The organism is Neorhizobium sp. 2083 (genome assembly GCF_031455615.1).
Taxonomy (GTDB): Bacteria; Pseudomonadota; Alphaproteobacteria; order Rhizobiales; family Rhizobiaceae; genus Neorhizobium.
Genome location: NZ_JAVDTC010000010.1, coordinates 19,651 through 43,600, shown reverse-complemented (window position 1 = coordinate 43,600; position 23,950 = coordinate 19,651). Strand labels below are relative to the sequence as shown.

Sequence of the window (23,950 nt, the reverse complement as noted above, 5' to 3'; positions counted from 1 at the left end):
CTGGCAAAGGCTGCGACAAACACAGAAAAAGCCCGGCTGCAGGGATCAGCCGGGCTTTTTTACGCTTGGCATGCGACTGGAAGTCAGGCGGCGCTGGAAATCCAGGCCGAAAGTGCGGTCTTCGGAGCGGCGCCAACCTTGATGTCGGCGACTTCGCCGCCCTTGAACATGGCAAGCGTCGGGATCGAACGCACGCCAAACTGGGCAGCCAGCTCAGGATTTTCGTCGATATTCAGCTTGACGACCTTCACCTTGCCGGCGAGCTCGTTCGAAATTTCTTCGAGGCTCGGACCGATCATTTTGCAGGGGCCGCACCATTCAGCCCAGAAATCCACGACGACCGGCTCTGCGGCATTGAGGACTTCGGCCTGGAAGTTGCTGTTATCGACCTTAACGGTAGCCATAGGGCTCTCCTTCACGATTCTCTGTTGGCATAAATGTGAGCCTGCCGCTCAAAGTTTTCAATGGCCGCTATCTCACTTTGTTTTGAGTTCTGCAAGCGAGCGTGACAGCAGTTCCGGCGGCAGCGGCATGACCAGTGCCGATTCGGTGTAGACCAGCACGCATTCGAAACTCTTTGCCGGATAAAGCGGCTTCAGGATCTCGCGATAGATGGCGAGCTGGGCCCGGTGCGAGAGCGGCACGTCCTCCGGGCTCTTCGGCGGCACGCGGTTGGTCTTGTAGTCGAGGATGATCACCCGGTCCCCGGTCACCACCAGCCGGTCGATGCGGCCGGAAATCGCGTAGTCGCGGCCCTCCAGCGTAAGCGTGCCCATGATCGAGACTTCCGACTGGCTGGGCCCGGAAAAGACCGGCCCGAGTTCGGCATGCGTAAGCACCGACATGACACTGCCGATGAGCTTTTCCCGCTCCGCCGCCGGCCAGAAACGGGCGGCGCGATCCGCATAACGGCGGGCGGCAGCGGCGCGTTCGGCTTCTGGAAAGTCCGTCAGCATCTGCAGCATGCGGTGGACGAGTTTGCCCTTCTGAAGGGCGAGGCCCCCACTGTCTTTTTGATCGGCGGCAAACAGCGGCGAGGTGACGATCAGATCGTCTGCGTCGTCATCGATCATCGTGCCGGCGCCGGAGGGGCTGAGCGGTCGCGGCAGGGTTTTCTGGGCTGGCAGGGGGTGGGAAAGGGCGACGGGAAGCGGCCGTCTGTCGGCTGCCGCCTCCTCCTTGTGAGCAGCTTTCGGCGTCTGGCCGGGAGCGGCCGGAAGCCGCCACTTGAACCCGCCCCATTGGCCATCCGGCCCCAGAAATTCCGCCGGAGCGCAATGATGCTCGTCGGCGGCAAGCGCCTTCGAAATCATCGACTGCCAGGTGTCGGGATTGTCGATCTTGCCGCGATAACCGCAGACGATCAGCCGGTCGGCCGCCCGCGTCATGCCCACATAGAGCAGCCGGCGATATTCTTCCTCGGTCGAAGTCCTGATCCGGTCGTCATCGGCGGAGGTTACCGCGTTGGTCAGCATCCTGCCCGGCACCCAGGCCGGCACGTCCTCGCCGGCGATCCGAAGCAGCCGGAATTTCGGCACATGCGAGGAAATGAACGCCTTCGAGCCGCTGTCGACGAGGAAAACCACCGGCGCTTCCAGGCCTTTGGAAGCGTGCACGGTCATGATCCGCACCTCGTTGCGGCCACCGTCCTGCTCGCGCTTCACTTCCGGCGATTCGATCTCCAGCGTCGAGATGAAGGCCTGCAGGCCCGGCAGGCCGCTGGTCTCGTGATCGAGCGCGAAGGTCAGGAACTCGTCGAGAATATCGCCCGCCTCGGTCCCAAGCCGGCCAAGGAATTTTCGCCGCCCGCCTTGCGCTCCGAGAATCCGGGCAAACAGATCGTGTGGGCTGAGCAGCCGCGAAAGGCCGAGAAGATGCTGAAGCCGATCGGCGGCCTCGCGGAACCGGAGCGGTTGCTCGTCGCTCAGGCGATTGAGCTGCGCCCAGGCGCTGGAGTTTTCCGGCCGTAGCGCCGCGACTTCGAAGACGTCCTCTTCGGAGAGATTGAAGAGCGGGCTCTTGAGCAGCGCCGCCAGCGAAAGATCGTCCTGCGGCAGAAGCAGGAAGCGGCCGAGTGCCAGAAGATCCTGCACGGCGATGTGGCTGGTCAGCCGTAGCCGGTCTGCCCCGGCAACCGGGATGTTGTCGCGGCGTTTCAGCGCTCGGGTCAGCGCGTTGACGAAGGCATCGCGTTTTCTCACCAGAACGAGGATATCGCCGGCCTCGATGGACCGCTCGATACCCTTCTCAATGATCGTTTCCTTGCCGATCATCTCCTCGATTCGGTTGGCGATGCGGCTTGCGAGAATGGCAGATGGCGCCTTGTCGGGGGTCGAATCGAACGGCGCCGTCCAGTCCTCCTCCTGTTCGGAGACTTCCGGCACCACGACGTCCCACAGATCGACAGCGCCCGGATGGCCGATCCGGTTGGAGCGGTGCTGCACCGGCTCCCCAAGCGCGCTGAGACCGCGAAAATTATCCTCCAGCGAAAACACCTGGTCGACGGCCGCCAGCACGTCGGCCGTGGAGCGGAAGGAGAGGGGCAGCCGCACCGGATGGAAGGCCTGGCCGCTCGCCCGTACCCGCTTTTCCGTCTCGCTGCGCTCTTCGGCGAACCGTTCCGGCCGGGCGCCCTGGAAGGAATAGATCGACTGTTTTTCGTCGCCGACGGCAAAGACGGTGCGGCGGGTCTCGCGGGCGCTGGCTCCCGAATAGAAATCCTCGGCGAGCGACTTGATCACCGTCCACTGGATCGGACTGGTATCCTGCGCCTCGTCGACGAGGATATGGTCGATGCCCTGGTCCAGCTTGTAATGCACCCAGGCGCCGACGCCGTCACGGGTGAGAAGATCGGCGGTGCGGGCGATCAGGTCCTCGAAATCGAGCAGGCTGCGCTGCTTCTTCAGATCCTCGTAGTCGTCGTTGAGGCGCTGCGCCAGCGTCAGCGCCGCCCTGGTGGCGGAAAACATCCTGACCAGTCGCAGCCGGTCGCGGCAGGCGACGACATGGGCGCGGGCGGAGGCGATCGCATCGGCCAGTTCCGGCGCGGTCGTCGTCATCGCCTTGGCGATCAGCGAACTGTCGGCTTTCGGCTTGCCCTCGCGGGTGAGAAAGATCTGGTCGAGATGCTGTGCCCGCTTCAGCACGTCCGGTTCCTTGGCGACAAGCCGCAGACCGTAAGCCACTTCCGTGACCTTCTGGCCGCCCTTCTGGTCGGCGAGCGCCAGATAAAGATCGAGCGTCAGGCCGGAAAGGCCGGGCAGGGGCCAGTAGCCGGCGGCGATACTGTCCTCCGTGTCAGCCGAGCCGAGCCCCAGGGCCCGTTTCAGCTCGACGCCGATGCCGCCATGGCGTTCCGCATGGGCGATGAAGCGGCGGATCGCGGTGCGATTGGCGATGATATCGCCGAGCAGCGTTTCCAGCCCGGACTCGTCGCCGAGATCCAGCACATGCGCGAAGGCTTCGGCAAGCAGCGGATCTTCTTCCGCAGAGGTCGCGGTCAGCAGGGAACGGCGCGCATCGGAAAGCAAGGCGGAAGCGGCGCGGTCGTCGAGCACCGAAAAATGCCCGGCGACGTTGGCCTCCAGCGGAAACTGGTGCAGCAGCGCCTCGCAGAAGGCGTGGATGGTCTGGATCTTCAACCCGCCCGGCGTCTCCAGCGCCTTGGCGAACAGCCGCCGCGCTTCGGCGAGCTTCAGCTTGTCCGGCTCGGCACCCTCGATGCCGGCGATTCTTTTCCGCAGCTCGTCGTCGGAAAGTACGGTCCATTCCGACAGGCGCTGGAAGACGCGGTTCGACATTTCCGATGCCGCCGCCTTGGTATAGGTGAGGCAGAGGATGGACGAGGGCCGGCAGCCGGCAAGCAGAAGCCGGATAACCCGCTGGGTCAGGACATGTGTCTTGCCGGAGCCGGCATTGGCGGAAACCCAGGCGGAGCTGACCGGATCGGAAGCGAGCGACTGCTGCACCGTCGTCCAGTCGATCCACCGGATCGGATCGTCGCCCTCGGGAGCCAGATCATTCATCGGCTTCCGCCTCCTCGTCGTCGGCCGTCGACCATTCGGCCACGCGGGCGAGGTGGTCGTATTCGCCGCCGAAATCGTTCTGCGCCATCGGCACCAGCCGCGATGCGAATCCGGCTTCGCCATTGCGCAGCGTAATCACGAACCGGGTCAGCTGTTCCAGCGATTCGTCCGCCAGGTCGATCGCCGATTTCGGCTGCCGTTTTGCCGTCGCGCTCGACCCTTCGTTGTTGACCTTGTCCTCACGGAACCGGTCGCCGGGGCGAAGGCGGACATAGAGCAGCCTGTCAGGCGTCAGCGGCCCCGCACCCTTGAACGCTCCGGCTCTGAGCGCCGCCGCTTCCAGGCCGAGTTGCGGATCGAGCAGCGCCCTTGCCTGGGAGACGGAGGGGCTGAGGCCGGTCTTGTAATCGACGAGATCGGCAAGGCCCGATCCCTTGATGTCGATCCGGTCGGCAATGCCGGTGACGCGGATGCCGGCGGGCTCGACCTCCCAGCCGGCGCCGACCTCCGTCATCGTCTGGCGGATATCCGGAGCGCGCTCAACCTCCCAGTCCAGGAAGGCCCGGGCAACTTCCACAAACCGCGGGCGCCAGACGCGGTCGATATGCGTCGGCAACTGTTCCGCATCGAACAGTTCCTCGGTGATCCTGCGCATTGCCTCTTTTGCCGCAGGCGTGCCCGGCTTGTGGCCCTCGCGCGTATAGCGGTCGATGATCGCATGGTAGAGCGTGCCGCGCTCGGAGGCGCCCGGATCGCGGTTGAAGGGGTCGAGCGGATCGAGCTTCAGGATCCGGCGGGCATAGATGGAATAGGGGTCGCGGCGCAGCCGACCGACTTCGCTGAAGGAATATTTCGTCGGCTGCAGATCGGCCGGCGGTTTCGGAGCCGGGCGTTTGGCGACCGGCTGGTTTTCGCCGGAATCGATCATCGACGCCCATTCGCGATACTGGTTGCCGCGCGCCTTCAGCTCGTCCGCAAACTGTTTTCCGCCCAGCGCCAGCAGCCTTTGCAGCCAGCGCGAGGCGACGGTCGGCGTCGAGCCCTGCCGCATCGAGCGCGACAGGATCAGATGCCGCGTGCCGCAGGCCATTTCGAAATCGTGGGCAAGCTGGCCGATCCGGCGTTCCGGCGGCTCCAGCCCCATGTCGGTCTTCATGGTGCGCGACAGGAAAGGATTGTTGACCGTCTGGCCCGGCCATGATCCCTCGTTGAGCCCGCCGAGGATCATCGTATCGACGCTCTGCAGCCGGGCTTCCAGCGTGCCGAAGATGAAGATGCGCGGATGGCTGAGCGAACGGGGTTTGACGGCCTCGCCGGTCGTCAGCGCCAAAACGATGTCGATCCATTGCGGACCGTCGGCCTCCATCTGCCCGTCGGTCTCCATGACTTCGGACAACAGCCCCGCCAGCCGCTCGCCGGCCTCGCCGGACCAGAGCGCGGCGAGATTTGTCCGCTCGTCCACGCAGATGGCCTCGAGCGCGCGGCCGGTGCGATCGCCCCATTCGGACAGCGTGAGCTTCGCGGTGAGGCCGCGCCCGTCCGGCCGGCGGCGGACCAGGGCGGAAGCGAGCGGTTCGACCGCTTTCGCCAGCCTCCTTGCAAGGCCCCGGGCCCTGTCGGCGGCGTCCGAAGGCAGCGACAGCCGCCATTGCGGCGCATGCCGGTCTTCGAGCTGGGCGGCAAGCTGGATGTCGAGCAGCGGTTCCAGCGCGGAGATGTCCATGTCGCCGATGCCGCCGCGCAGTGCCAGGATTTCGAGTGCTTCCACGGCAGACCGCAGGTCCGCTGCCGGCAGGCCAAGCCGCATCAGGGGATGCTTGACGAGTGCGACGATCGCCACCGGGTCGCCGGGCCTGAGCGTTGCTTCGAGAAGAAGCTGGGTCAGCGTGCCCTGCGGCGTGCCCGACAGCGGTGAACCGGCGGAATCGTCGGCAAGCAGGCCGAAGCGGGAAAGCTCGGCGGTCACCCGGCGGGCAAGGGCGCGATCGGGGGTGATCAGCGCCGCCTGGCTTTCGCCGCCGTTTTTGCCGGGCTGCTCGAGCGCCAGCCGAAGCGCGATGGCAATCGCGACCGCTTCCTCGCGCTCGTTCGAGGCTTCGATCAGCGAGACGTCGGCAAAGGCCTTGGCCAGAAGGCCGGTATCGGCACCGTCGCGCCAGGTGCTCCAACGGTCGGTGGCCTTGGCCGGTACCAGCGCCTGGGACAGTGCTGCGGCCCGGAAGGAAAGGTCGTCGGCCACCTCGCCGAGCACGTCCACCTCTTCCCGGGTCACGCCGATCTTTTTCAGCAGGCGCGACAGGCCGAATTGCGAATGGCTGCGGCTGGCAGGCTCCGGCTTGCCGTCGAAAGCCTCTTCGCCGATCATCGCCCACTGATCCGCCGGCATCGCCAGATCGAGGCCGGGCAGCACGACGGTGCCGTTCGGCAGATCGGAAATTGCGGCGATCAGATCGGCGGCCGCCGGCACCGAGCCGGTCGAACCCGCAACGATCACCGGTCCCTTGTGATCTCTCGCGGAGATCCGCCGGGCCTCGCCGCGCAGAATGGCCGCCCGATGTTTCGCCGGCGAAGAACGGCGCAGTTCTTCGAGACGCAGTGGCCAGAAGGCGCTGGCGATCGACAGGAACTCGGCGGTCAGCTGCCACCAGAGCGCATGTTCGCCGGTATCGAGTTTTTTGAGATCGGCCCAATCGCGCTCTTCGGTCTCGACCGCATCGATGAGTTCCGCCAGGGCGCGGGCGAGCCAGATGGCGTCGGCCGGGCTCGCGGGCGCGACGAGCGGTGATTCGGAATGCACGTCGAGCACGATCTTCGGCAGCTGGTTGCGCCAGGCAAGGATCAGCCGGCCGAGTTCGAGCAGCCGCGCGGTGCCGCCGATCGGCAGCGCCAGGTCCATCTCCTCCGGCGCCACCAGATCGAAATAACCGCTGTCGTCGTCGGTTTCGCCGAGAGGGCGAATGACCGGCAGGATCGCGGAGCGGCCGCCCAGCAGATCGACGAATTCCGAACGCAGCACGCGGGCGGAGCGGCGGGTTGGTACGTAGATGGTCACGTCTGCAAGCGAAAGCGGATCGGCCGGATCGTAACGGAACGTCTCGTTGAGACGGCCGTCGCAGAGTGCGGCCGCTATGGTCTTGAGGAACGGTGCCCCGGCGGGAATCGACAAGACCCGCTTCCGGCCGGAGGGCCTGGTCATGCCTCCACCGGATAGCGCGCGATCACGGCTTCTGCTTCCGGCAGCGCCTCGGGCGTGCCGACGGTGATCCAGTGGCCGTCGAGGACTGTCCCGTAAAGCCGGCCGCGAGCGATCGCCTTGTCGAAATAGATGTTGATGTTGAAGGCATCGGACGGCGCGTCGTCGAGGAAGGACGGGTTCATCGCAAAAGCGCCGGCATAAACGACCGGATTGGCCGGATCGTCACGGTAACGCCTCAACCGGCCATCCGCGTCCATGCCGAAATCGTTGATGCCGTTATGCCCGGTCGTGTTGTCGATATCGACGCAGAGCATCGCCATGTCCATGCGGTCCGGATCGAAGAACTCCGCCAAACGCTGCAGATTGGTCGGTTTGCCCGGTATCTCGCCGATCCAGAACAAGTCGGCATTCATGACGAAGACCGTGCTGCGGTCGAGAAGTTTCAGCCCCTTCACGATGCCGCCGCCATTGTTCATCAGCGCGTCGCGTTCGTCGGAGATGAGGATTTCCATGCCGCGATAGGCGGAAAGATGCGCCTCCATCTGGTCGGCGAAATGATGCACGTTGACGACGGCGCGTTCCACGCCGGCTTCTTTCAGGGAATCCAGCACATAGTCGATCATCGGCTTGCCGGCGACCGGCACCAGCGGCTTCGGCATCGTGTTGGTGATCGGCCGCATACGGGTGCCGAGCCCTGCGGCAAGCACCATGGCCTGCTTGATGGCGGCTGGTTTAGTGGTCATCGGAAACCGTATTTATGATTCGGGCAGTTCTATTCCAGCCCGACGGCACCAATCGCGCAAGGGGGCGAGCACTTCGTGGCTCAACGCCGTCGCGAGATAACGGAGCGTCCGCGGCATGTGCTTCAGATAGCCCGGCTTGCCGTCCCGCTGCAAGAGCCGTACCCACAGACCCGCGAGCTTGCAGTTGCGCTGCGCCGCCATGATCGCCCAGGCTTTCAGGAAAGTCGGCTCGTCGAAGGCACCGAGCGCGCGGCGAAGCGTCACGTAATCGAGCATCAGTTGGTCGGCGAGAGCTTTGGGAATATCCACCCGCGCGTCCTGCACGAGAGAGGCGAGGTCGTAGGCAGTGGGGCCGATCATCGAATCCTGGAAATCGATCAGGCCGACGCGCCGGACGCCGGATTCATGCGGCCGCCAGATGATGTTGGGCGAATGGAAATCGCGCAGCAGCAGGTTCTTCTCGACCCCGTCGAGCTCGCGGATCAGGTTGTCCCAGATCGCCAGGTATTCCTGCCGTTCCTCGTCGGTTGCCGGCGTGCCGCGTTTCCAAGGCAGGTGCCAGTCGATCAGCAGCCGCGCCTCCATCTTCATCGCCGTCGGATCGAAATCGGGGATGTGGTGGATATGCCCGTCGCCGACCGTCAGGTCCTGGCGCATCTCGTGGCTGTGCAGGAAGGCCAGGCAGACGATGCTTTCGCGGTAGCGCTCCTCGATGGGATTGCCGTCGTCGTCGACGGCACCCTCTTCGCCGAGGTTTTCGATCAGCAGGATGCCCTGCTCGTAGTCCACATGCAGCACTTCCGGTGCCGCCAGCCCCAGTTCGCGCAGATATTCGTCGATCGCCACGAACGGGTAGGGGTCTTCGGCGAGATGCGCGACCTTGGGATAGGGCTTTCCGTCGAGAACCGGCGGGCCTTCCGCCGGGCGCGGCCAGTCCATCAGGATCAGCGTTTCGCCGCTTGTGGTTATCACGGTCTCATAGGCCCGGGTTGACGCGTCGCCGGTCAGGAACCGGCGCCGGGCGCCGGCATAACCATGTTTGTGGAGAAATTCGCGGATCGCCAGCACGCGGCGGATGCGGTGCATCTGCGCTTCAGGCGCGGTGACCGTTGCCGTCCGGCCGAGACCGTTCTGCTCGAGCCTGATTTGGATGCGGGACTGCGGCAGCAGCTCGTCGGCGACCTCAGGCCATTCGACCAGGCAGATGCCGTTGGCAAGCGCCTCGTCGAAGCCGAGTTCGTCGAGTTCCGAGGAATCGCCGAGCCGGTAGAGATCGAAATGCGAGACGGGGATGCGCAGCTCATAGCTCTGCACCAGCGTGAAGGTCGGGCTCGGCACTTCCAGCTCGCCATCATCCGCCAGCGCGCGCAAAAAGGCCCGGGCGAAGGTGGATTTGCCGGCTCCGAGATCGCCGGAAAGGGCGATCCACTCGCCCTTTTTCAGCGCCAAAGCGAGGTCTTCGCCGAGGCGGATCGTCTCGGCCTCGTCGGCAAGCGTCAGGGTAAGAGCTGCCTCACCACTCATTCGGCGGCGACGGACCGCGCCGTCGTGCCGCTCGGAATGCGGCACGTAACCGTGGTTCCCTGGCCGGGCTTGCTGTCGATCGCCACATCGCCGTGATGCAGCGTCACGAAGCTCTCGACGATCGAAAGGCCGAGGCCGGCACCGGAGCGCTTGCCGCCCTTGGCATTGGCCGAGAACCGGTCGAACACGGTCTTTAGCACGTCTTCCGGAATGCCCGGGCCCTTGTCGGTCACCGAGAAGAACACGTCGCTATGGGTGCGCCAGCAGTTGAGCGTGATGGCCGAACCTTCCGGGGCGAAATTGGTGGCGTTGGTGAGCAGCTTGATGAGGATCTGCTTCAGCCGCTGCTGGTCGGCGACGATGGTGCCGAGACCGGCGGGCGCGGTGATCGCCAGCGTCACGCCGTTTTCATGCAGCCGGTCGGCGATCTGCATCGCCACGTCGTCGAGCAGGTCGTCGATCGCCATTTCCGAATAGTTGAGCTGCATGATGCCGGCATCGACGGTCGCAAGATCGAGGATGTCGTTGACGATCGTCAGCAGCACCGAGGACGAGGTCGAGATATGGTCGATATATTCGGCCTGCCGCTCGTTGAGCGAGCCGATGCCCGGCGTCTTCAGAAGGTCGGTGAAGCCGATGATATTGGTCAGCGGCGAGCGCAGCTCGTAGGACACGTGCTGGACGAAATCGTTCTTCAGCTCGTCGGCCTTCTGCAGCGCCTCGTTCTTTTCCTTGAGCGCCCGTTCCGCCCTGGCACTCGCCGTCATGTCGACGAAGGTCAGCATCGTCTGGGCATTCGGCAGCGGCGTCACGGCGTAATCGAGCACAAGGCCGGAATAGAGCTCGAACGTGCCCTGCAGCGAGGGGCGCTCGTCGTCGAAATTGGTCAGCATCTGCCCGAAGCGGCGCCAGCCGTCCGGCTTGTCGTAGGACGGCGCGCAGGCGGCCTCGATCGCCTTGATATGCGTGCCGGATTTGGCTTCTTCGGCGGTGATGCCCCACAGCGCCCGGAAGGCCGGGTTCGACAGGCGGATGCGTCCGTCCGGCCCGAATACTGCGACGCCTTCGGAAAGATGGTCGATCGTTTCGCCCTGAACCTGCACCAGCGTGTTGTAGCGGGTCTCGAGATCCACCTGTTCGGTAAGGTTTTCGAACACCCAGGTGGCGCCGCCCTGCGGGTGCGCGGTGGCGATGACGCGGAGCGTCTGGCCGTTCGGCAGGTGCCAGAGGTCGGTCTGCGTGTCCGGTGACTGGTAGACGGAGAGCGCCGCTTCCTTCCAGCTGCGCCAGCTCAATTGTTCCGGCAGCTTGCCGTCGCTTCTCAGCTTGTCGAGCAGCTCGCTGTTGTCCGGTCGCGAATCGAGGAAGGGAAGCGTGAAACCCCAGAGCTGTACGAAAGCCTGGTTGTAGAACTGCAGCCGGCGCTCGCCGTCGAAGATGGCGACGGGCGTGGCGAGATGGTCCAGCGTCTCGGCATGGCTCTTGAGGGTGCGCTTCAGTTCCTCGCGCACGGCTTCCGCTTCGGAAACGTCGATCGCAAGGCCGGTGGAGCCGCCGGGCACGACGACGTCGACCACGTCGAACATGGTGCGGTTGCCATGCACCACCGTGGAAATCCGGTCGTGGAAAGGCGATGTGGACGTCGCCGTCGCCCTGATCTTTTCACGGGCGATCGAGCCCAGGAATTCGCGGCCGTCCTCGATGGCCTGGGCCGGTGTAGAGGCCTCCACCGCATCGCCATAGGCATGGTTCACCCAGGTGAGCTTGCCCTGGGAATCGCGGCGCCAGACCGGCTGCTCGATGGCGTCGAGCAGCGAATGGAACATCATGATCGAGTTGGTCAGCCGCTCGCGCTCGATCTTGAGCTCGGCGAGCTCGGCGCGCAGATTGTTGAGAGCGATGAAACGGACGAAGGCCTTGCCGCCGGAAACCCGGCCCTGCACTTCCAGGATCTCGTCGCGGTTGGTTTCCACCACCATGTCGAAGGAGCGGGCCTCGACCCGCAACAGTTCGATCGATTTTTCGAGCTCGCCGGCCGATGTGCCGCGCATCCAGCGACCGAAGGCGAGAAATTCGCGGTCCTGCTGCGGCGCGCCGGTTTCCGCCGGCAGCTGTCCGAGGAATTCCGGTTTCGAGGAGCCGCTTTCCCACACGACAATCCGCCGGTTCTTGTCGGCGATCAGCGCTTCGAACTTGGAAATCTTCTGCTGCGCGTCGGAAAGGGCGCTGCGCATTTCCTGGGATTCGGCTTCCATATTGCCGCGCTGGCGCACCAGCCAGATGGCCGAAAACAGGGCGGCGCCGAGCGCGCCCATCACCAGCGACGAGACGATGACTTCCGTGGAGGAGAACAGGCGCACGGCCGCATTGCCCGACTGCTGCGCAAGCGCGGCCGTCGCAAGCCCCGAAAGGGCGGTGCCCGAAAGGAACGCGCTGCCGAACAGCGCCAGACGGCGCAGCTTGGCGACCATTACGCCGCCTTCCGGGGATCCGGAAACGGAACGCCCGAAAACGGTACGCAAAGCCGGAGCTTTCGTTCCGCCGCAAAGGGGATCGGCCCGTTCTGACGAGCTCATTTTTTTTACCGACATATCCGGTCTGTCTCCGTCCAATTGCCGCTCATCGACAAGACATACCATTTCGCACCTTGCCCGTAGCCGGACGGCTCCCAATCGCATGGTGCAAGCGCGATGAAGCTCGAAAACCGCTGACGGTTTCCGGCATCACGCTCCAGGGGAAGGCGCGAATCAAGTTCTAAAACAATACTTGCTTAGGGAATCGCCGGGAAGGGATGCGCCCAAAAAAGAAGCCGCAGCCTTTGTCAAGGCTGCGGCTACCATATCTTGTGGATTAACCGGCTATTGATTAATAGCGGTAGTGTTCAGCCTTGAACGGTCCCTGCTGCGAAACGCCGATATAGGCGGCCTGCTCGTCGGACAGTTCCGTCAGCTTCACGCCGAGCTTGGCGAGATGCAGGCGGGCGACCTTTTCGTCGAGGTGCTTCGGCAGGATGTAGACCTCGTTCTTGTACTCGCCCTGCTTGGTGAAGAGCTCGATCTGGGCCAGCGTCTGGTTCGTGAACGAAGCCGACATCACGAAGGACGGATGGCCGGTGGCATTGCCGAGGTTGAGCAGGCGGCCTTCCGACAGAAGGATGATACGGTTGCCCTTCGGGAACTCGATCATGTCGACCTGCGGCTTGACGTTGGTCCACTTGAGGTTCTTGAGCGCCGCGACCTGGATCTCGTTATCGAAGTGGCCGATATTGCCGACGATTGCCATATCCTTCATCGCGCGCATGTGGTCGATGCGGATGACGTCCTTGTTGCCGGTGGTGGTGATGAAAATGTCGGCCGAGGATACGACGTCTTCGAGCACGACGACTTCGAAACCGTCCATGGCGGCCTGCAGGGCGCAGATCGGGTCGACTTCCGTCACCTTGACGCGGGCGCCGGCCCCGGCGAGCGAAGCGGCGGAACCCTTGCCCACGTCGCCGTAACCGCAGACCACCGCAACCTTGCCGGCCATCATCACGTCGGTGCCGCGGCGGATGCCGTCGACCAGCGATTCCTTGCAGCCGTACTTGTTGTCGAACTTCGACTTGGTGACCGAGTCGTTGACGTTGATCGCCGGGAAGGGCAGCAGGCCCTTCTTGGAGAGTTCATAGAGGCGGTGAACGCCGGTGGTGGTTTCTTCGGTCACGCCCTTGATCGCGTCGCGCTGCTTGGTGAACCAGCCGGGCGAAGCCTTGAGGCGCTTCTTGATCTGCGCGATGAGGATTTCCTCTTCTTCCGAACCCGGGTTCGAGAGAACGTCCTCGCCGGCTTCCGCACGGGCGCCGAGCAGGATGTACATGGTGGCGTCGCCGCCGTCGTCGAGGATCATGTTCGAGAGGCCGCCATCGGCCCACTGGAAGATCTTGTCGGTATAGTCCCAGTACTCGGTCAGCGATTCGCCCTTGACGGCGAAGACCGGGATGCCGGCGGCGGCGATCGCCGCGGCGGCATGGTCCTGGGTCGAGAAGATGTTGCAGGACGCCCAGCGGATTTCCGCGCCGAGTTCGCGCAGCGTCTCGATCAGAACGGCCGTCTGGATGGTCATGTGGAGCGAGCCCGAGATGCGGGCGCCCTTCAGCGGCTTCGACGTGCCGAACTCTTCGCGGCAGGACATCAGGCCCGGCATTTCGGTTTCAGCGATGTCGAGCTCCTTGCGGCCGTAAGCGGCAAGGTTGATATCCGCGACGACGTAATCCTTCTCAGTGCTCATAAAGCTCTCCATGTTCGGTGGTGCCGCTCCGGCGGGGTGCCTGACGGAGGCGGCAAGACCCGCCTTGGCAGACGGAAACTGGCCAGCGGTTTAGCAGGCTTCCGGCAAACTGGCAACGGGGATATAAAGAGGTCTTTATATGTTTATGTCAGGGAGAGGTTAAGTCGCGGCGGCGTCACGCTTCTTCGCCGAATTTGTTGGCGACGAGCTGCTCCAGCGCATTCAGCGCCTCCTCCGCCTGAACACCTTCGGCGCTGACTTCGATGGAGCAGCCGGTGCTGGCCGCAAGCATCATCAGGCCCATGATGGAGGTTCCGCCGACGGTTGTCCCATCCTTGGAGACGGTGATCTGCGCATCGAAGCTCTCCACCATCTGTACGAACTTGGCGGAGGCGCGGGCATGCAGGCCGCGTTTGTTGACGATCAGGAATTCGCGGGGAGAGGGAGATGACATCCGGTCTGGGTTCTCATTTGCCGCTGAGGACGCGGCTTGCGACATTGATGTATTTGCGACCGGCCTCGGAGGCTTCGGCGAGCGCTCTTTCCATGTTGTTGTCGCTGCGCACGCCGGCAAGCTTGATCAGCATCGGCAGGTTCATGCCGGCAATGACCTCGATGCGCCCGCTCTCCATGACGGAAATGGAAAGGTTGGAGGGTGTGCCGCCGAACATGTCGGTCAGAATGATGACGCCATGGCCGTCATCGGCATTGGTGACGGCATCGACGATATCCTGCCGCCGCTGATCCATGTCGTCCTCGGGACCGATCGATACGGTTTCGATGAATTTCTGAGGTCCGACGACATGCTCGACCGCATGACGAAATTCCTCAGCCAGCTTGCCATGAGTGACAAGCACTAGTCCGATCATGAAAACTGCCCCCTGCTATGGAAACTCGGCGCCATTATCGCATTGCAATAAAGCGGTCCAGCGGTGGGATGCCATCTTCTCCAAGTAGATTCGAAGTTCAAGTCAAAAAATCAGGCTTCCGGATGATCAAAACGGCATCTCGTGGTAAAAATCAGGCGTAAATGCCGACAGAATAGCCAGCGGATCGGGTGCGCCGCGCCATATACGGATCAGCGGAAGGTCGCCGAGACCAGCAATCTGGAAGCGTTCGTTTTCGGGCGGAAGCCTTTCGCTTTCCGGCAGAGAGATGACTTCGACAGCCAAGTCCAGTGCCGCGGCGGAGACGCTCTCCACCTGAGCGATGCCGGTGCCGCGCAGTTCGATGAAGCCGGCGATCGCATCCGGCCGGGTGGCGAGCAGATGATCGTCGTAGCGGTTGACGAGGACCTGATCGTCGGCGACCAGAGCCCCGAAGGCGCCCCGGCGCTTCGCGGCGGCGATACAGGCGAAGGCCAGCATGGATTTGCCGCTTCCGGACGGGCCGGTAAAGAGAAGGCCTCTGGCGCCGATGACGATCGCGGTCGCGTGGATATTGACAGGCCCCCGGCTCATGGGGCTTCGCCGCCCGGCAGCGACAGCGTGAAGCGGGCGCCGGTCATCGCGCCTGTCTTGGCGTCGTGCACGTTTTCCGCCTTCAGCGAGCCGCCATGGGCCTCGGCGATCTGCCGGCTGATCGACAGGCCAAGGCCGGAATTCTGGCCAAAACTCTCGCCCTCCGGCCGGTCGGTATAAAAGCGCTCGAAGATCCGGTCGATGTCCTCGGCCTGGATGCCCGGACCGTTGTCTTCCACCGTCACGACGACGCGGTCTTTTATCCGCGAGAGCCGGATCGAGATGTGCCCGCCCTTTTCCGGCACGAAGGAACGCGCGTTCTCGATGAGATTGGTGATGATCTGCCCGAGGCGCAGGTCGTGGCCGTTGACGAGGTAGGCGGACTTGTTGCCCGCCTTGTTGTCGACCGCAAGAGCGATCTCCACCGGCTTACGCCCGGTGCGGATCTGCCGCGAGATATCGACCAGGTTGCCGAGCAGGTTTTCCATGTCGACCGGCGTCGAATCCGAGCGGGCAAGCTCGGCGTCCAGCCGGGAGGCGTCGGAAATGTCGCTGATCAGGCGGTCGAGGCGGCGCACGTCGTGGAAGATGATTTCCGTCAGCCGCTGTTTAGACTCCTCGGATTTCGCGAGCGGCAGGGTCTCGACGGCGCTGCGGAGCGACGTCAGGGGGTTCTTGAGCTCGTGGCTGACATCGGCCGCAAAACTCTCGATCGCGTCGATCCGGTCGTAAAGGGCGTTGGTCATCTCGCGGAGCGCGATGGAAAGATTGCCGATCTCGTCCTGGCGATAGGCAAAGTCCGGGATCTCCTCGCGCTGCTTGGCGCCGCGCCGCACCCGGATCGCCGCCGCCGCCAGGCGCCGCAGCGGATTGGCGATGGTCGATGACAGCAGCAGCGAGAGCAGGATGTTGACGAGCGTCGCGACGCCGAAGACGCGCATGATCGCCAGCCGTTCCGCATGCACGATCTTGTCGATGTCGCCGGCCTGGGTCGAGAGCAGAAGCACGCCGAGCACGGCGCGAAAACGCTGGACCGGCACGGCGACCGAGACGATCAGCTCGCCGCGCTCGGTGACGCGCACCAGCGCGCCGCGCACGCCTGTCAGCGCGTTCATGACCTCTGGATAGATCGAGCCGTCGCCGCCCGGCGCTTCCTTGTAGACTGGCAGGTTGCCCGGCTGCAGCAGCCGGTTGATGAGGCCGGCGAACCATTCGCTCCAGGTCTGTTGTTCGTTTTCCACCGGCGGCAGGTCGAAACGCAGCACCTGGCCGCGGGAATAGAGATGGCGGGAATCGAGCAGCAGGTTGGCATCTGCGTCAAAGATGCGGGCGCGGGTACGGGTGGGCGAGATGAGCCGCCGGAGGACCGGCGCGACGCGCTCGGGATCGATCGGGAAATCCAGGTCCTCGTCGTTCGGCACCGGCGTGATGCTTTGTCCCGCCTGCAGTTCAAGCAGTTTCTGCGGATCGATGGTGATCGAATTGGTATCGACCGAGGCGGAGGCGGAAATCGCGCCGGCGATGATCTCGCCCTGGGTCAGAAGGCTTTCGACGCGCGCGTCAATCAGCCCCTCGCGGAACTGGTTGAGGTAGAGAATGCCGGCGACCAGCACCACGGTCGCGGCGATGTTGAAGAACAGGATGCGGCGGGTGAGGCTGGAAAACACCGCGTGGCCGAACACCCGACGAATGAGCGTGAAGGGGCGCGACCAGAAGCGCCGCGGTGCGCGGCGTGCCTCGGTCTTCTCCACCCTAGCCAGTTCGTTGTCGAATGTCTGATCTGCCACTGCAGTCCTTCCACCGGGCCAGCTTAACGCTGGTCCGGCCGTGGCCTCAAGTTAACCTTTCGCAAGGATCAGGCCGCCTCGCGGAATCGGTAACCCACGCCGTAAAGCGTTTCGATCATATCGAAGTCTGTGTCCACCATCTTGAACTTCTTGCGCAGCCGCTTGATGTGGCTGTCTATGGTGCGGTCGTCCACATAGACCTGCTCGTCATAGGCGGCATCCATCAGCGCGTCGCGGCTCTTGACCACGCCCGGCCGCTGGGCCAGCGAATGCAGGATGAGGAATTCGGTTACCGTCAGCGTCACCGGCTCGCCCTTCCAGGTGCAGGTATGGCGCTCCTGGTCCATGGCAAGCTGGCCGCGCTCGAGCGTGCGGGCCGCCTGCGCATCCGCAGCCGCCTTGGTGCCGGTGCCGCCGGCAGCCTGCGCCTCACGGGCACCTGCCCGCCGCAGGATCGCCTTCACCCGCTCCACCAGCAGCCGTTGCGAGAACGGCTTGGTGATGAAATCGTCTGCGCCCATCTTCAGGCCGAACAGCTCGTCGATTTCCTCGTCCTTCGACGTCAGGAAGATCACCGGCAGGTCGGATTTCTGCCGCAGGCGGCGCAGCAGCTCCATGCCGTCCATGCGCGGCATCTTGATATCGAAGATCGCCAGCTGCGGAGGGCGGGCGATCAGCCCGTCGAGCGCGGAAGCGCCATCCGTATAGGTTTCGACCTTGTATCCTTCCGCCTCCAGTGCGATCGACACCGACGTCAGGATATTGCGGTCGTCATCTACGAGCGCGATTGTTTGCATACTCTCCATCTCCGTCATCATCTATGCGCATCTCCTGGAATCGCCCCCAGCCAGGCGGCATCAGCCGACGCGCTTCTTGAGTATAAAGGTGGAACAAATTGTGGCAAAGATAAAGAGGACGCTTGCGGCGCGTCTTTCGGCAATGAGGTTTATGATAGCGCGAATGCGGATTGAAACCGTTCCTAAACCGATTTAAAGAGGAATAAAATTTTTTAAATCGATTAAATAATTGATATTATTAAAGAATTTTGCGGGCTCCTCTTGCCCTTTTAGAAATCTGTCATTAATTTCGCGTCAGTTCCCACGGCAAGCTGAAGGAGTGCGCGCATGGAGGAGTTTGGACTTCACAACCCGTCAAAGGGTTTGGCGGCGATCGGTCTCGGCGGTGTATCGCGTGTTTATTACAATTCGTCCGAGGTCGAGTTGTACGAAGAAGCAATTCGTCGCGGTGAAGCCGATCTGACCATCGATGGTGCGTTGCGCGCCGTTACCGGCCAGCACACCGGCCGCTCTCCGAAGGACAAGTTCATCGTCCGCGACGCCGGCACCGAGAACCGCGTCTGGTGGGGTGCCGACAACAAGCCCATGAAGCCCGAACATTTCGAAGCCCTGAAGAAGGACATGCTCGCTCATGCCGCCGGCAAGACGCTGTTCGTCCAGGACCTGGTCGGCGGCGCCGATGCCGAATACGCCCTCCCCACCCGGGTCGTCAGCGAATTCGCCTGGCACGCCCTGTTCATCCGCAACCTCCTCATCCGCCCGGATCGTTCGACGCTCGAGAGCTTCGAAGAGAAGCTGACGATCATCAACCTGCCGAGCTTCAAGGCGGATCCCGCCCGCCACGGCTGCCGCACGGACACCGTGATCGCCTGCGATTTCACCAACGGCCTCATCCTGGTCGGCGGCACCTCCTATGCCGGCGAGAACAAGAAATCGGTCTTCTCGGTTCTCAACTACTTCCTGCCGGAACAGGGCGTGATGCCCATGCATTGCTCGGCCAATGTCGGCCCGAACGGCGATACGGCGCTGTTCTTCGGCCTGTCGGGCACCGGCAAGACGACGCTTTCGGCCGATCCGAACCGCACGCTGATCGGCGACGACGAGCACGGCTGGGGCGAAAACGGCGTCTTCAATTTCGAAGGCGGCTGCTATGCCAAGGCCATCAACCTGTCCGCCGAAGCGGAACCTGAAATCTATGCCGCGACCCGCCGTTTCGGCACCGTGATCGAGAACGTCGTGCTCGACCAGAACCGCGTGCCGGATTTCAACGACGATTCGCTGACCGAGAACACCCGCAGCGCCTATCCGCTGCATTTCATTCCGAACGCCTCGAAGACCGGTACCGCGCCGCAGCCGAAGTCGATCATCATGCTGACCGCCGACGCTTTCGGTGTCATGCCGCCGATCGCAAAGCTGACGCCTGAACAGGCGATGTACCACTTCCTGTCCGGCTATACCGCCAAGGTCGCCGGCACGGAAAAGGGCGTGACCGAGCCGGAAGCGACGTTCTCGACCTGCTTCGGCGGTCCGTTCATGCCGCGCCATCCGGCCGAATACGGCAATCTGCTCAAGGAGTTGATCGCCCGCCACGGCGTCGATTGCTGGCTTGTCAACACCGGCTGGACCGGCGGCGCCTGCGGCGTCGGCCGCCGCATGCCGATCAAGGCGACCCGCGCGCTCCTCAGCGCTGCCCTCGACGGCAGCCTCAAGAATGCCCAGTTCCGCACCGATCCGAATTTCGGGTTCGCGGTGCCGGTTGCCGTTGACGGCGTCGACAATGCGATCCTCGATCCGCGCTCGACCTGGGCGGATGGGGCCGCCTTCGACGCCTATGCCAAGAAACTCGTCTCGATGTTCATCCAGAATTTCGAGCAGTACGAAAACCATGTCGACAGCAATGTGAAGAGCGCGGCTCCGGGCATCCTCGCTGCCGCCGAGTAATCCTTGAAGGATTCACGTGAAACCGCCGGCCCGGGGATGACATCCCTGGGCCGGCGGTTTTCTTTTTGCCGGGCTATCCGTCTAGGCGTCATCCTCGGCCTTGTGCCGAGGATCTGCTACGTATCGATACGGTAGCCGGCAGCAGATTCTCGGCACAAGGCCGAGAATGACGTTCGTAAGGCTCGTCCGCCGTTCTCGTTGCCGGTGGTTTTCTTTTGCCGCGCTTTGTGTGAAACAGGCGACATGGCCAGCAATCCCCTCATCATCAACAACCGCATCACCATCGCCGGATGGGAGCTGACGGAACAGTTCGTGCTGGCGGGCGGGCCGGGTGGACAGAACGTCAACAAGGTCTCGACGGCCGTCCAGCTTTTCTACGACATCGTCAACACGCCGTCCCTGCCCGAGCGGGTGAAGGAAAACGCCATCAGGCTCGCCGGAAAACGGGTGTCGAAGGATGGGGTGCTGATGATAGAGGCGAACCGGTTCCGCAGCCAGGAGCGCAACCGCGAAGACGCTCGCGAGCGGTTGAAGGAATTGATCCTCAAGGCTGCCGAACCGCCGCCGCCGCCGCGCAAGAAGACCAAGCCCACCAAGGGTTCGGTGGAACGCCGGCTGAAGGAGAAATCCGGCCGTTCGGATGTCAAGAAGATGCGCGGCCGGCCGAGCGGAGACTAGGCTCGGGAACAGGCGCGGAGATTGATTTGGCGACGCTTGCAAATGGCATCAGGCATTTTCCGGATTATCTGGATCGACAGGCGCAGGAGCATCTGGTCGAGCTGATCCGCGGTGTCGTGGCCGAGGCGCCTCTCTACACGCCGGAAATGCCCGGCACCGGCAAACCCATGTCGGTGCGCATGACCAATTGCGGCTCCCTTGGCTGGGTGACGGACAGGGACAAGGGCTATCGCTACCAGCCCTTCCATCCGGCGACGAAGAAGCCCTGGCCCGCCATCCCGCCGGAACTCCTCGATCTCTGGGAAAAACTCGCCGACTATCCGAAACCGCCGGAAGCCTGCCTGATCAACTTCTATTCCGACGACGCAAAAATGGGCCTGCATCAGGACAAGGACGAGGACGATCTTGCCGCCCCGGTTCTCTCCGTCTCGCTTGGCGATAGCTGCCTCTTTAGGGTCGGCGGCCTGAACCGCAAGGACCCCACGGGTTCTTTCCGGCTGGCCAGCGGCGATATCGTGGTGCTGGGCGGGGAGGGGCGTATCGCATTCCACGGCGTCGACAGGATTTACCCCGGCACGTCGACGCTGTTGAAGAATGGCGGGCGCATCAACCTGACGCTTCGTCGGGTGAATAGCTGACGATTTTACTCAATAGCCGGCGATCTATCGCTTACAGTTTGCGCAGTTCGACCGTTTCGACGAGGTGATTGCGGCCCTTGCGCAGGATCAGGTCCGCACGCGGGCGAGTCGGCAGGATGTTCTGCCGCAGGTTCTTGAGGTTGATGTTTTCCCACAGTCCTTCGGCGACGGCGCGGGCGGCGTCGGCATCGATCGCGGCGTATTTCTTGAAGAACGAGGTCGGATCGCGAAAGGCGGTCTGGCGCAGCTTCATGAAGCGCTGGACATACCAGGTGTGGATCTGCTCTTCGTCGGCATCGATATAGATCGAGAAGTCGAAGAAATCCGAGACGATCGGCACGATCTTGCCGTCGGCCGGCAGCGCCCGCGACTGCAGCACGTTGATGCCCTCGAAGATCAGGATGTCCGGCCGGTCGACCAGGGTATATTCGTCGGGCAGCACGTCATAGGTGAGGTGCGAGTAGCGCGGCGCCCTGACATTCGGCTCGCCGGCCTTGATCGCCGACAGGAAGCGAAGAATGGTGCCGATGTCGTAGCTTTCCGGAAAACCCTTGCGCTCCATCAGGTTTTCGCGCTGGAGAACCGCGTTGGGATAGAGGAAACCGTCGGTGGTGATGAGATCCACTTTCGGGCTGGACGGCCAGCGGGCGAGCAGTTCCTTGAGGATACGGGCCGTGGTCGACTTGCCGACCGCCACCGACCCGGCAATGCCGATGATGAAGGGCGTCTTGGTGATGTCGGAAAGGCTCAAGAAGCGGTTGCGCTGCTGGAAGAGGCGTTGCGTCGCCTCCACATGCGTCGACAGAAGACGCGACAGCGACAGATAGATGCGTCTGACTTCGTCGAGATCGATCGGGTCGTCCAGCGAGCGCAGCCTCTGGACCTCGTCGGCGGTCAGCGTCAGGGGCGTATCCGCGCGGAACTTCGCCCATTCCTCCGCGCTGAAGCGGTGATAGGGCGAGTAATATTCCATGTTCGGGCCGGTTTCGGGGGCGGGTGCCTCGGCGGTCTCGGAAGCAATGCTCATGATGTCGGCCGGCTTGCCTTTTCTTGAAGGCCGGACCGGCCGGTCCTTCTCTGGAGTTCGTCGAGCACATCCTGCAACGGCACCGCTGCGATATTCAAGACGACTAAAAGATGATAGAGGAGGTCGGCGCTCTCGGCCGTCAGATTTTTCCGATCCTGCTGGATGGCAGCGATCACCGTTTCGACCGCTTCCTCACCGAGCTTCTTGGCGGCCTTTTCCTGGCCGGCGGCAAAAAGCTTCGCCGTCCAGGATTCGTCCGGGGAAGCCTTGGCCCGCTCGGCAACGATCTTTTCGAGATCGCTCAGGGAAAATTCACTCATAACATTCTTCCCGATGGCTCAGTCGAGCCGCATGGCGATGCCGTGCTCAGCCATATAATGCTTTGCCTGGCCCACCGTATAGGTCCCGAAGTGGAAAATTGACGCGGCAAGCACCGCCGTCGCATGGCCCTGCTTGATGCCGGCGACCATGTCGTCCAGGTCTCCGACGCCGCCCGACGCGATGACCGGCGCGCGAACGCTGTCGGCAATCATGCGCGTCAGCTCCAGATCATAGCCGCTCTTGGTGCCGTCCCGGTCCATCGAGGTGACGAGCAGTTCGCCCGCACCCCGCTCCACCATCTTTATGGCGAAATCGACCGCGTCGATGCCGGTCGCGTTGCGACCGCCATGCGTATAGATCTCCCAGGCGCTCAGATTGTCGCCGCCGACGGCCTGGCTGCGCCGCCGCTTGGCGTCGATCGACACGACGATGCACTGGTTGCCGAACTTGTCGGCGGCCTCGGCCACGAAATCCGGATTGGCGACCGCCGCCGAATTGATCGCCACCTTGTCGGCGCCGGCAAGCAGCAGCTTGCGGATATCGGCGACGGAACGCACCCCGCCGCCAACCGTGAGCGGCATGAAGCAGTGCTCGGCGGTGCGGGCGACGACGTCGAAGATCGTCTCGCGATTGTCGGAAGAGGCGGTGATGTCGAGGAAGCAGAGCTCGTCGGCACCGGCGGCGTCATAGGCCTTGGCCGCCTCCACCGGATCGCCGGCATCGATGAGGTCTACGAAGTTGACGCCCTTGACCACACGGCCGTCCTTGACGTCGAGGCAGGGGATGACGCGGGCTTTGAGGGTCATGCGGCACGTCCTTGTCTGCTGCGGATCAGCGCCAGTGCTTCCTTGGGATCGATACGCCCGTCATAAAGCGCACGGCCGGAGATCGCGCCTTCGAGCCGGGCGGCGTCCGGCTCCAGCATGCGGCTGATATCGTCGAGCGAGGCAAGCCCGCCGGACGCTATGACGGGGATGGAGACGGCATTGGCGAGTTCCAGCGTCGACGCCCAGTTGATGCCGGCCAGAATGCCGTCGCGGTCGATGTCGGTATAGATGATCGCCGAAACACCGGCGCCCTCGAACTTTTTCGCGAGCTCGATTACACCGAGCTCGGATGCTTCCGCCCAGCCTTCGACGGCGACCTTGCCGCCCTTGGCGTCGATTCCGACGGCGACCTTGCCGGGAAACTGCCTGCAGGCCTCGATGACGAGAGCCGGATCGCGCACCGCGACGGTGCCGAGGATGACGCGGGCCAGCCCGCGCGCCAGCCAGTTTTCGATATGATCGAGCGTGCGGATGCCGCCGCCGAGCTGGACCGGGTTCCTGGTGGCTTTCAGGATCGCGTCGACGGCGGCGCCGTTGACGCTTTCACCCGCGAAGGCGCCGTTCAGGTCGACCACATGCAGCCACTCGAACCCCTGGTCCTCGAATGCCTTGGCCTGGGCTGCCGGGTCGGGATTGTAGACGGTGGCCTGGTCCATGTCGCCAAGCTTGAGGCGCACGCACTGGCCGTCCTTCAGGTCGATTGCAGGAAAGAGAATCATG

19 protein-coding genes are annotated in these 23,950 nt (G+C 63.4%); 3 read left to right on the top strand and 16 right to left on the bottom strand.

Going from position 1 to position 23,950, the window contains the following annotated elements:
* Positions 1–83 precede the first annotated feature (83 nt).
* The 12 genes from trxA to J2X76_RS28000 all read right to left on the bottom strand — a co-directional run bounded on the left by trxA (position 84) and on the right by J2X76_RS28000 (position 17,798).
* The gene (trxA, locus tag J2X76_RS28055) at positions 84–404 is read right to left on the bottom strand and encodes a thioredoxin (protein ID WP_113126958.1); all 321 of its coding nucleotides are present in this window, start codon (positions 402–404) and stop codon (positions 84–86) included.
* Positions 405–476: 72 nt separating this feature from the next.
* Positions 477–4,025 carry a double-strand break repair helicase AddA gene (gene addA / locus J2X76_RS28050; protein ID WP_310220832.1) on the bottom strand — a complete coding sequence of 1,183 codons (3,549 nt, stop codon included), beginning with the start codon at positions 4,023–4,025 and terminating at the stop codon, positions 477–479.
* A complete protein-coding gene (addB, locus tag J2X76_RS28045; protein ID WP_310220831.1) occupies positions 4,018–7,221 on the bottom strand; it encodes a double-strand break repair protein AddB in 3,204 nt (1,067 codons plus the stop codon). The genes addA and addB overlap by 8 nt, the downstream gene beginning before the upstream one ends.
* Positions 7,218–7,964, bottom strand: a complete 747-nt coding sequence (locus J2X76_RS28040; RefSeq protein ID WP_310220830.1) for a nucleotidyltransferase family protein — start codon at positions 7,962–7,964, stop codon at positions 7,218–7,220. The genes addB and J2X76_RS28040 overlap by 4 nt, the downstream gene beginning before the upstream one ends.
* A gap of 12 nt (positions 7,965–7,976) precedes the next feature.
* Positions 7,977–9,488 (bottom strand): tRNA (adenosine(37)-N6)-threonylcarbamoyltransferase complex ATPase subunit type 1 TsaE, encoded by a 1,512-nt coding sequence (gene tsaE, locus J2X76_RS28035; protein WP_310220828.1) that lies wholly within the window; start codon positions 9,486–9,488, stop codon positions 7,977–7,979.
* Positions 9,485–12,079, bottom strand: coding sequence for an ATP-binding protein (locus J2X76_RS28030; RefSeq protein ID WP_405030109.1), 2,595 nt, complete (start codon positions 12,077–12,079; stop codon positions 9,485–9,487). Before J2X76_RS28030 ends, tsaE begins: the two co-directional genes overlap by 4 nt.
* A 274-nt stretch (positions 12,080–12,353) precedes the next feature.
* Complete coding sequence (ahcY, locus tag J2X76_RS28025) at positions 12,354–13,754, bottom strand: adenosylhomocysteinase (RefSeq protein ID WP_113126963.1); 1,401 nt, start codon at positions 13,752–13,754, stop codon at positions 12,354–12,356.
* 175 nt (positions 13,755–13,929) lie between these two features.
* Complete coding sequence (locus J2X76_RS28020) at positions 13,930–14,208, bottom strand: HPr family phosphocarrier protein (RefSeq protein ID WP_113126964.1); 279 nt, start codon at positions 14,206–14,208, stop codon at positions 13,930–13,932.
* Positions 14,209–14,221: 13 nt separating this feature from the next.
* Positions 14,222–14,623, bottom strand: coding sequence for a PTS sugar transporter subunit IIA (locus tag J2X76_RS28015; RefSeq protein WP_113126965.1), 402 nt, complete (start codon positions 14,621–14,623; stop codon positions 14,222–14,224).
* 126 nt (positions 14,624–14,749) lie between these two features.
* Positions 14,750–15,214: an HPr kinase/phosphorylase gene (locus J2X76_RS28010; protein ID WP_310220827.1), complete on the bottom strand. Its 465-nt coding sequence runs from the start codon at positions 15,212–15,214 to the stop codon at positions 14,750–14,752.
* Complete coding sequence (locus tag J2X76_RS28005) at positions 15,211–16,974, bottom strand: stimulus-sensing domain-containing protein (protein ID WP_405030112.1); 1,764 nt, start codon at positions 16,972–16,974, stop codon at positions 15,211–15,213. Before J2X76_RS28005 ends, J2X76_RS28010 begins: the two co-directional genes overlap by 4 nt.
* A 95-nt stretch (positions 16,975–17,069) precedes the next feature.
* The gene (locus tag J2X76_RS28000) at positions 17,070–17,798 is read right to left on the bottom strand and encodes a response regulator transcription factor (RefSeq protein ID WP_113126990.1); all 729 of its coding nucleotides are present in this window, start codon (positions 17,796–17,798) and stop codon (positions 17,070–17,072) included.
* A 327-nt stretch (positions 17,799–18,125) separates the two neighbouring features.
* Between J2X76_RS28000 and J2X76_RS27995 the strand changes: the two genes are divergently transcribed.
* The 3 genes from J2X76_RS27995 (at position 18,126) to J2X76_RS27985 (ending at position 21,055) form a co-directional block, all read left to right on the top strand.
* Positions 18,126–19,739 carry a phosphoenolpyruvate carboxykinase gene (locus tag J2X76_RS27995; protein ID WP_310220826.1) on the top strand — a complete coding sequence of 538 codons (1,614 nt, stop codon included), beginning with the start codon at positions 18,126–18,128 and terminating at the stop codon, positions 19,737–19,739.
* A 243-nt stretch (positions 19,740–19,982) separates the two neighbouring features.
* Positions 19,983–20,417 carry an alternative ribosome rescue aminoacyl-tRNA hydrolase ArfB gene (gene arfB / locus J2X76_RS27990; protein ID WP_113126969.1) on the top strand — a complete coding sequence of 145 codons (435 nt, stop codon included), beginning with the start codon at positions 19,983–19,985 and terminating at the stop codon, positions 20,415–20,417.
* Positions 20,418–20,443: 26 nt separating this feature from the next.
* Positions 20,444–21,055: an alpha-ketoglutarate-dependent dioxygenase AlkB gene (locus tag J2X76_RS27985; protein ID WP_310220825.1), complete on the top strand. Its 612-nt coding sequence runs from the start codon at positions 20,444–20,446 to the stop codon at positions 21,053–21,055.
* Between the two features lie 31 nt (positions 21,056–21,086).
* On the opposite strand, the gene coaA is transcribed toward J2X76_RS27985, so the two are convergent.
* Genes coaA through hisA form a run of 4 tightly spaced genes read right to left on the bottom strand, consistent with a single transcriptional unit; the run spans position 21,087 to position 23,949 of the window.
* Positions 21,087–22,082 carry a type I pantothenate kinase gene (gene coaA, locus J2X76_RS27980; RefSeq protein WP_113126971.1) on the bottom strand — a complete coding sequence of 332 codons (996 nt, stop codon included), beginning with the start codon at positions 22,080–22,082 and terminating at the stop codon, positions 21,087–21,089.
* Entirely contained in the window at positions 22,079–22,402 is a 324-nt protein-coding gene (locus J2X76_RS27975) for a phosphoribosyl-ATP diphosphatase (RefSeq protein WP_113126972.1), read from the bottom strand. The genes coaA and J2X76_RS27975 overlap by 4 nt, the downstream gene beginning before the upstream one ends.
* An 18-nt stretch (positions 22,403–22,420) precedes the next feature.
* Positions 22,421–23,209 carry an imidazole glycerol phosphate synthase subunit HisF gene (hisF, locus tag J2X76_RS27970; RefSeq protein WP_113126973.1) on the bottom strand — a complete coding sequence of 263 codons (789 nt, stop codon included), beginning with the start codon at positions 23,207–23,209 and terminating at the stop codon, positions 22,421–22,423.
* Positions 23,206–23,949 carry a 1-(5-phosphoribosyl)-5-[(5-phosphoribosylamino)methylideneamino]imidazole-4-carboxamide isomerase gene (gene hisA, locus J2X76_RS27965; RefSeq protein ID WP_310220824.1) on the bottom strand — a complete coding sequence of 248 codons (744 nt, stop codon included), beginning with the start codon at positions 23,947–23,949 and terminating at the stop codon, positions 23,206–23,208. The genes hisF and hisA overlap by 4 nt, the downstream gene beginning before the upstream one ends.
* Position 23,950 lies beyond the last annotated feature (1 nt).

Coding starts and splice junctions, on each gene's coding strand:
- J2X76_RS28030 (WP_405030109.1), bottom strand. CDS start 12,079: ATGTCGGTAAAAAAAATGAGCTCGTCAGAACGGGCCGATCCCCTTTGC.
- arfB (WP_113126969.1), top strand. CDS start 19,983: ATGGCCAGCAATCCCCTCATCATCAACAACCGCATCACCATCGCCGGA.
- J2X76_RS28040 (WP_310220830.1), bottom strand. CDS start 7,964: ATGACCACTAAACCAGCCGCCATCAAGCAGGCCATGGTGCTTGCCGCA.
- addA (WP_310220832.1), bottom strand. CDS start 4,025: ATGAATGATCTGGCTCCCGAGGGCGACGATCCGATCCGGTGGATCGAC.
- J2X76_RS28015 (WP_113126965.1), bottom strand. CDS start 14,623: ATGATCGGACTAGTGCTTGTCACTCATGGCAAGCTGGCTGAGGAATTT.
- J2X76_RS28000 (WP_113126990.1), bottom strand. CDS start 17,798: ATGCAAACAATCGCGCTCGTAGATGACGACCGCAATATCCTGACGTCG.
- trxA (WP_113126958.1), bottom strand. CDS start 404: ATGGCTACCGTTAAGGTCGATAACAGCAACTTCCAGGCCGAAGTCCTC.
- ahcY (WP_113126963.1), bottom strand. CDS start 13,754: ATGAGCACTGAGAAGGATTACGTCGTCGCGGATATCAACCTTGCCGCT.
- hisA (WP_310220824.1), bottom strand. CDS start 23,949: ATGATTCTCTTTCCTGCAATCGACCTGAAGGACGGCCAGTGCGTGCGC.
- J2X76_RS27975 (WP_113126972.1), bottom strand. CDS start 22,402: ATGAGTGAATTTTCCCTGAGCGATCTCGAAAAGATCGTTGCCGAGCGG.
- addB (WP_310220831.1), bottom strand. CDS start 7,221: ATGACCAGGCCCTCCGGCCGGAAGCGGGTCTTGTCGATTCCCGCCGGG.
- J2X76_RS28010 (WP_310220827.1), bottom strand. CDS start 15,214: ATGAGCCGGGGGCCTGTCAATATCCACGCGACCGCGATCGTCATCGGC.
- J2X76_RS27995 (WP_310220826.1), top strand. CDS start 18,126: ATGGAGGAGTTTGGACTTCACAACCCGTCAAAGGGTTTGGCGGCGATC.
- hisF (WP_113126973.1), bottom strand. CDS start 23,209: ATGACCCTCAAAGCCCGCGTCATCCCCTGCCTCGACGTCAAGGACGGC.
- coaA (WP_113126971.1), bottom strand. CDS start 22,082: ATGAGCATTGCTTCCGAGACCGCCGAGGCACCCGCCCCCGAAACCGGC.
- tsaE (WP_310220828.1), bottom strand. CDS start 9,488: ATGAGTGGTGAGGCAGCTCTTACCCTGACGCTTGCCGACGAGGCCGAG.
- J2X76_RS28020 (WP_113126964.1), bottom strand. CDS start 14,208: ATGTCATCTCCCTCTCCCCGCGAATTCCTGATCGTCAACAAACGCGGC.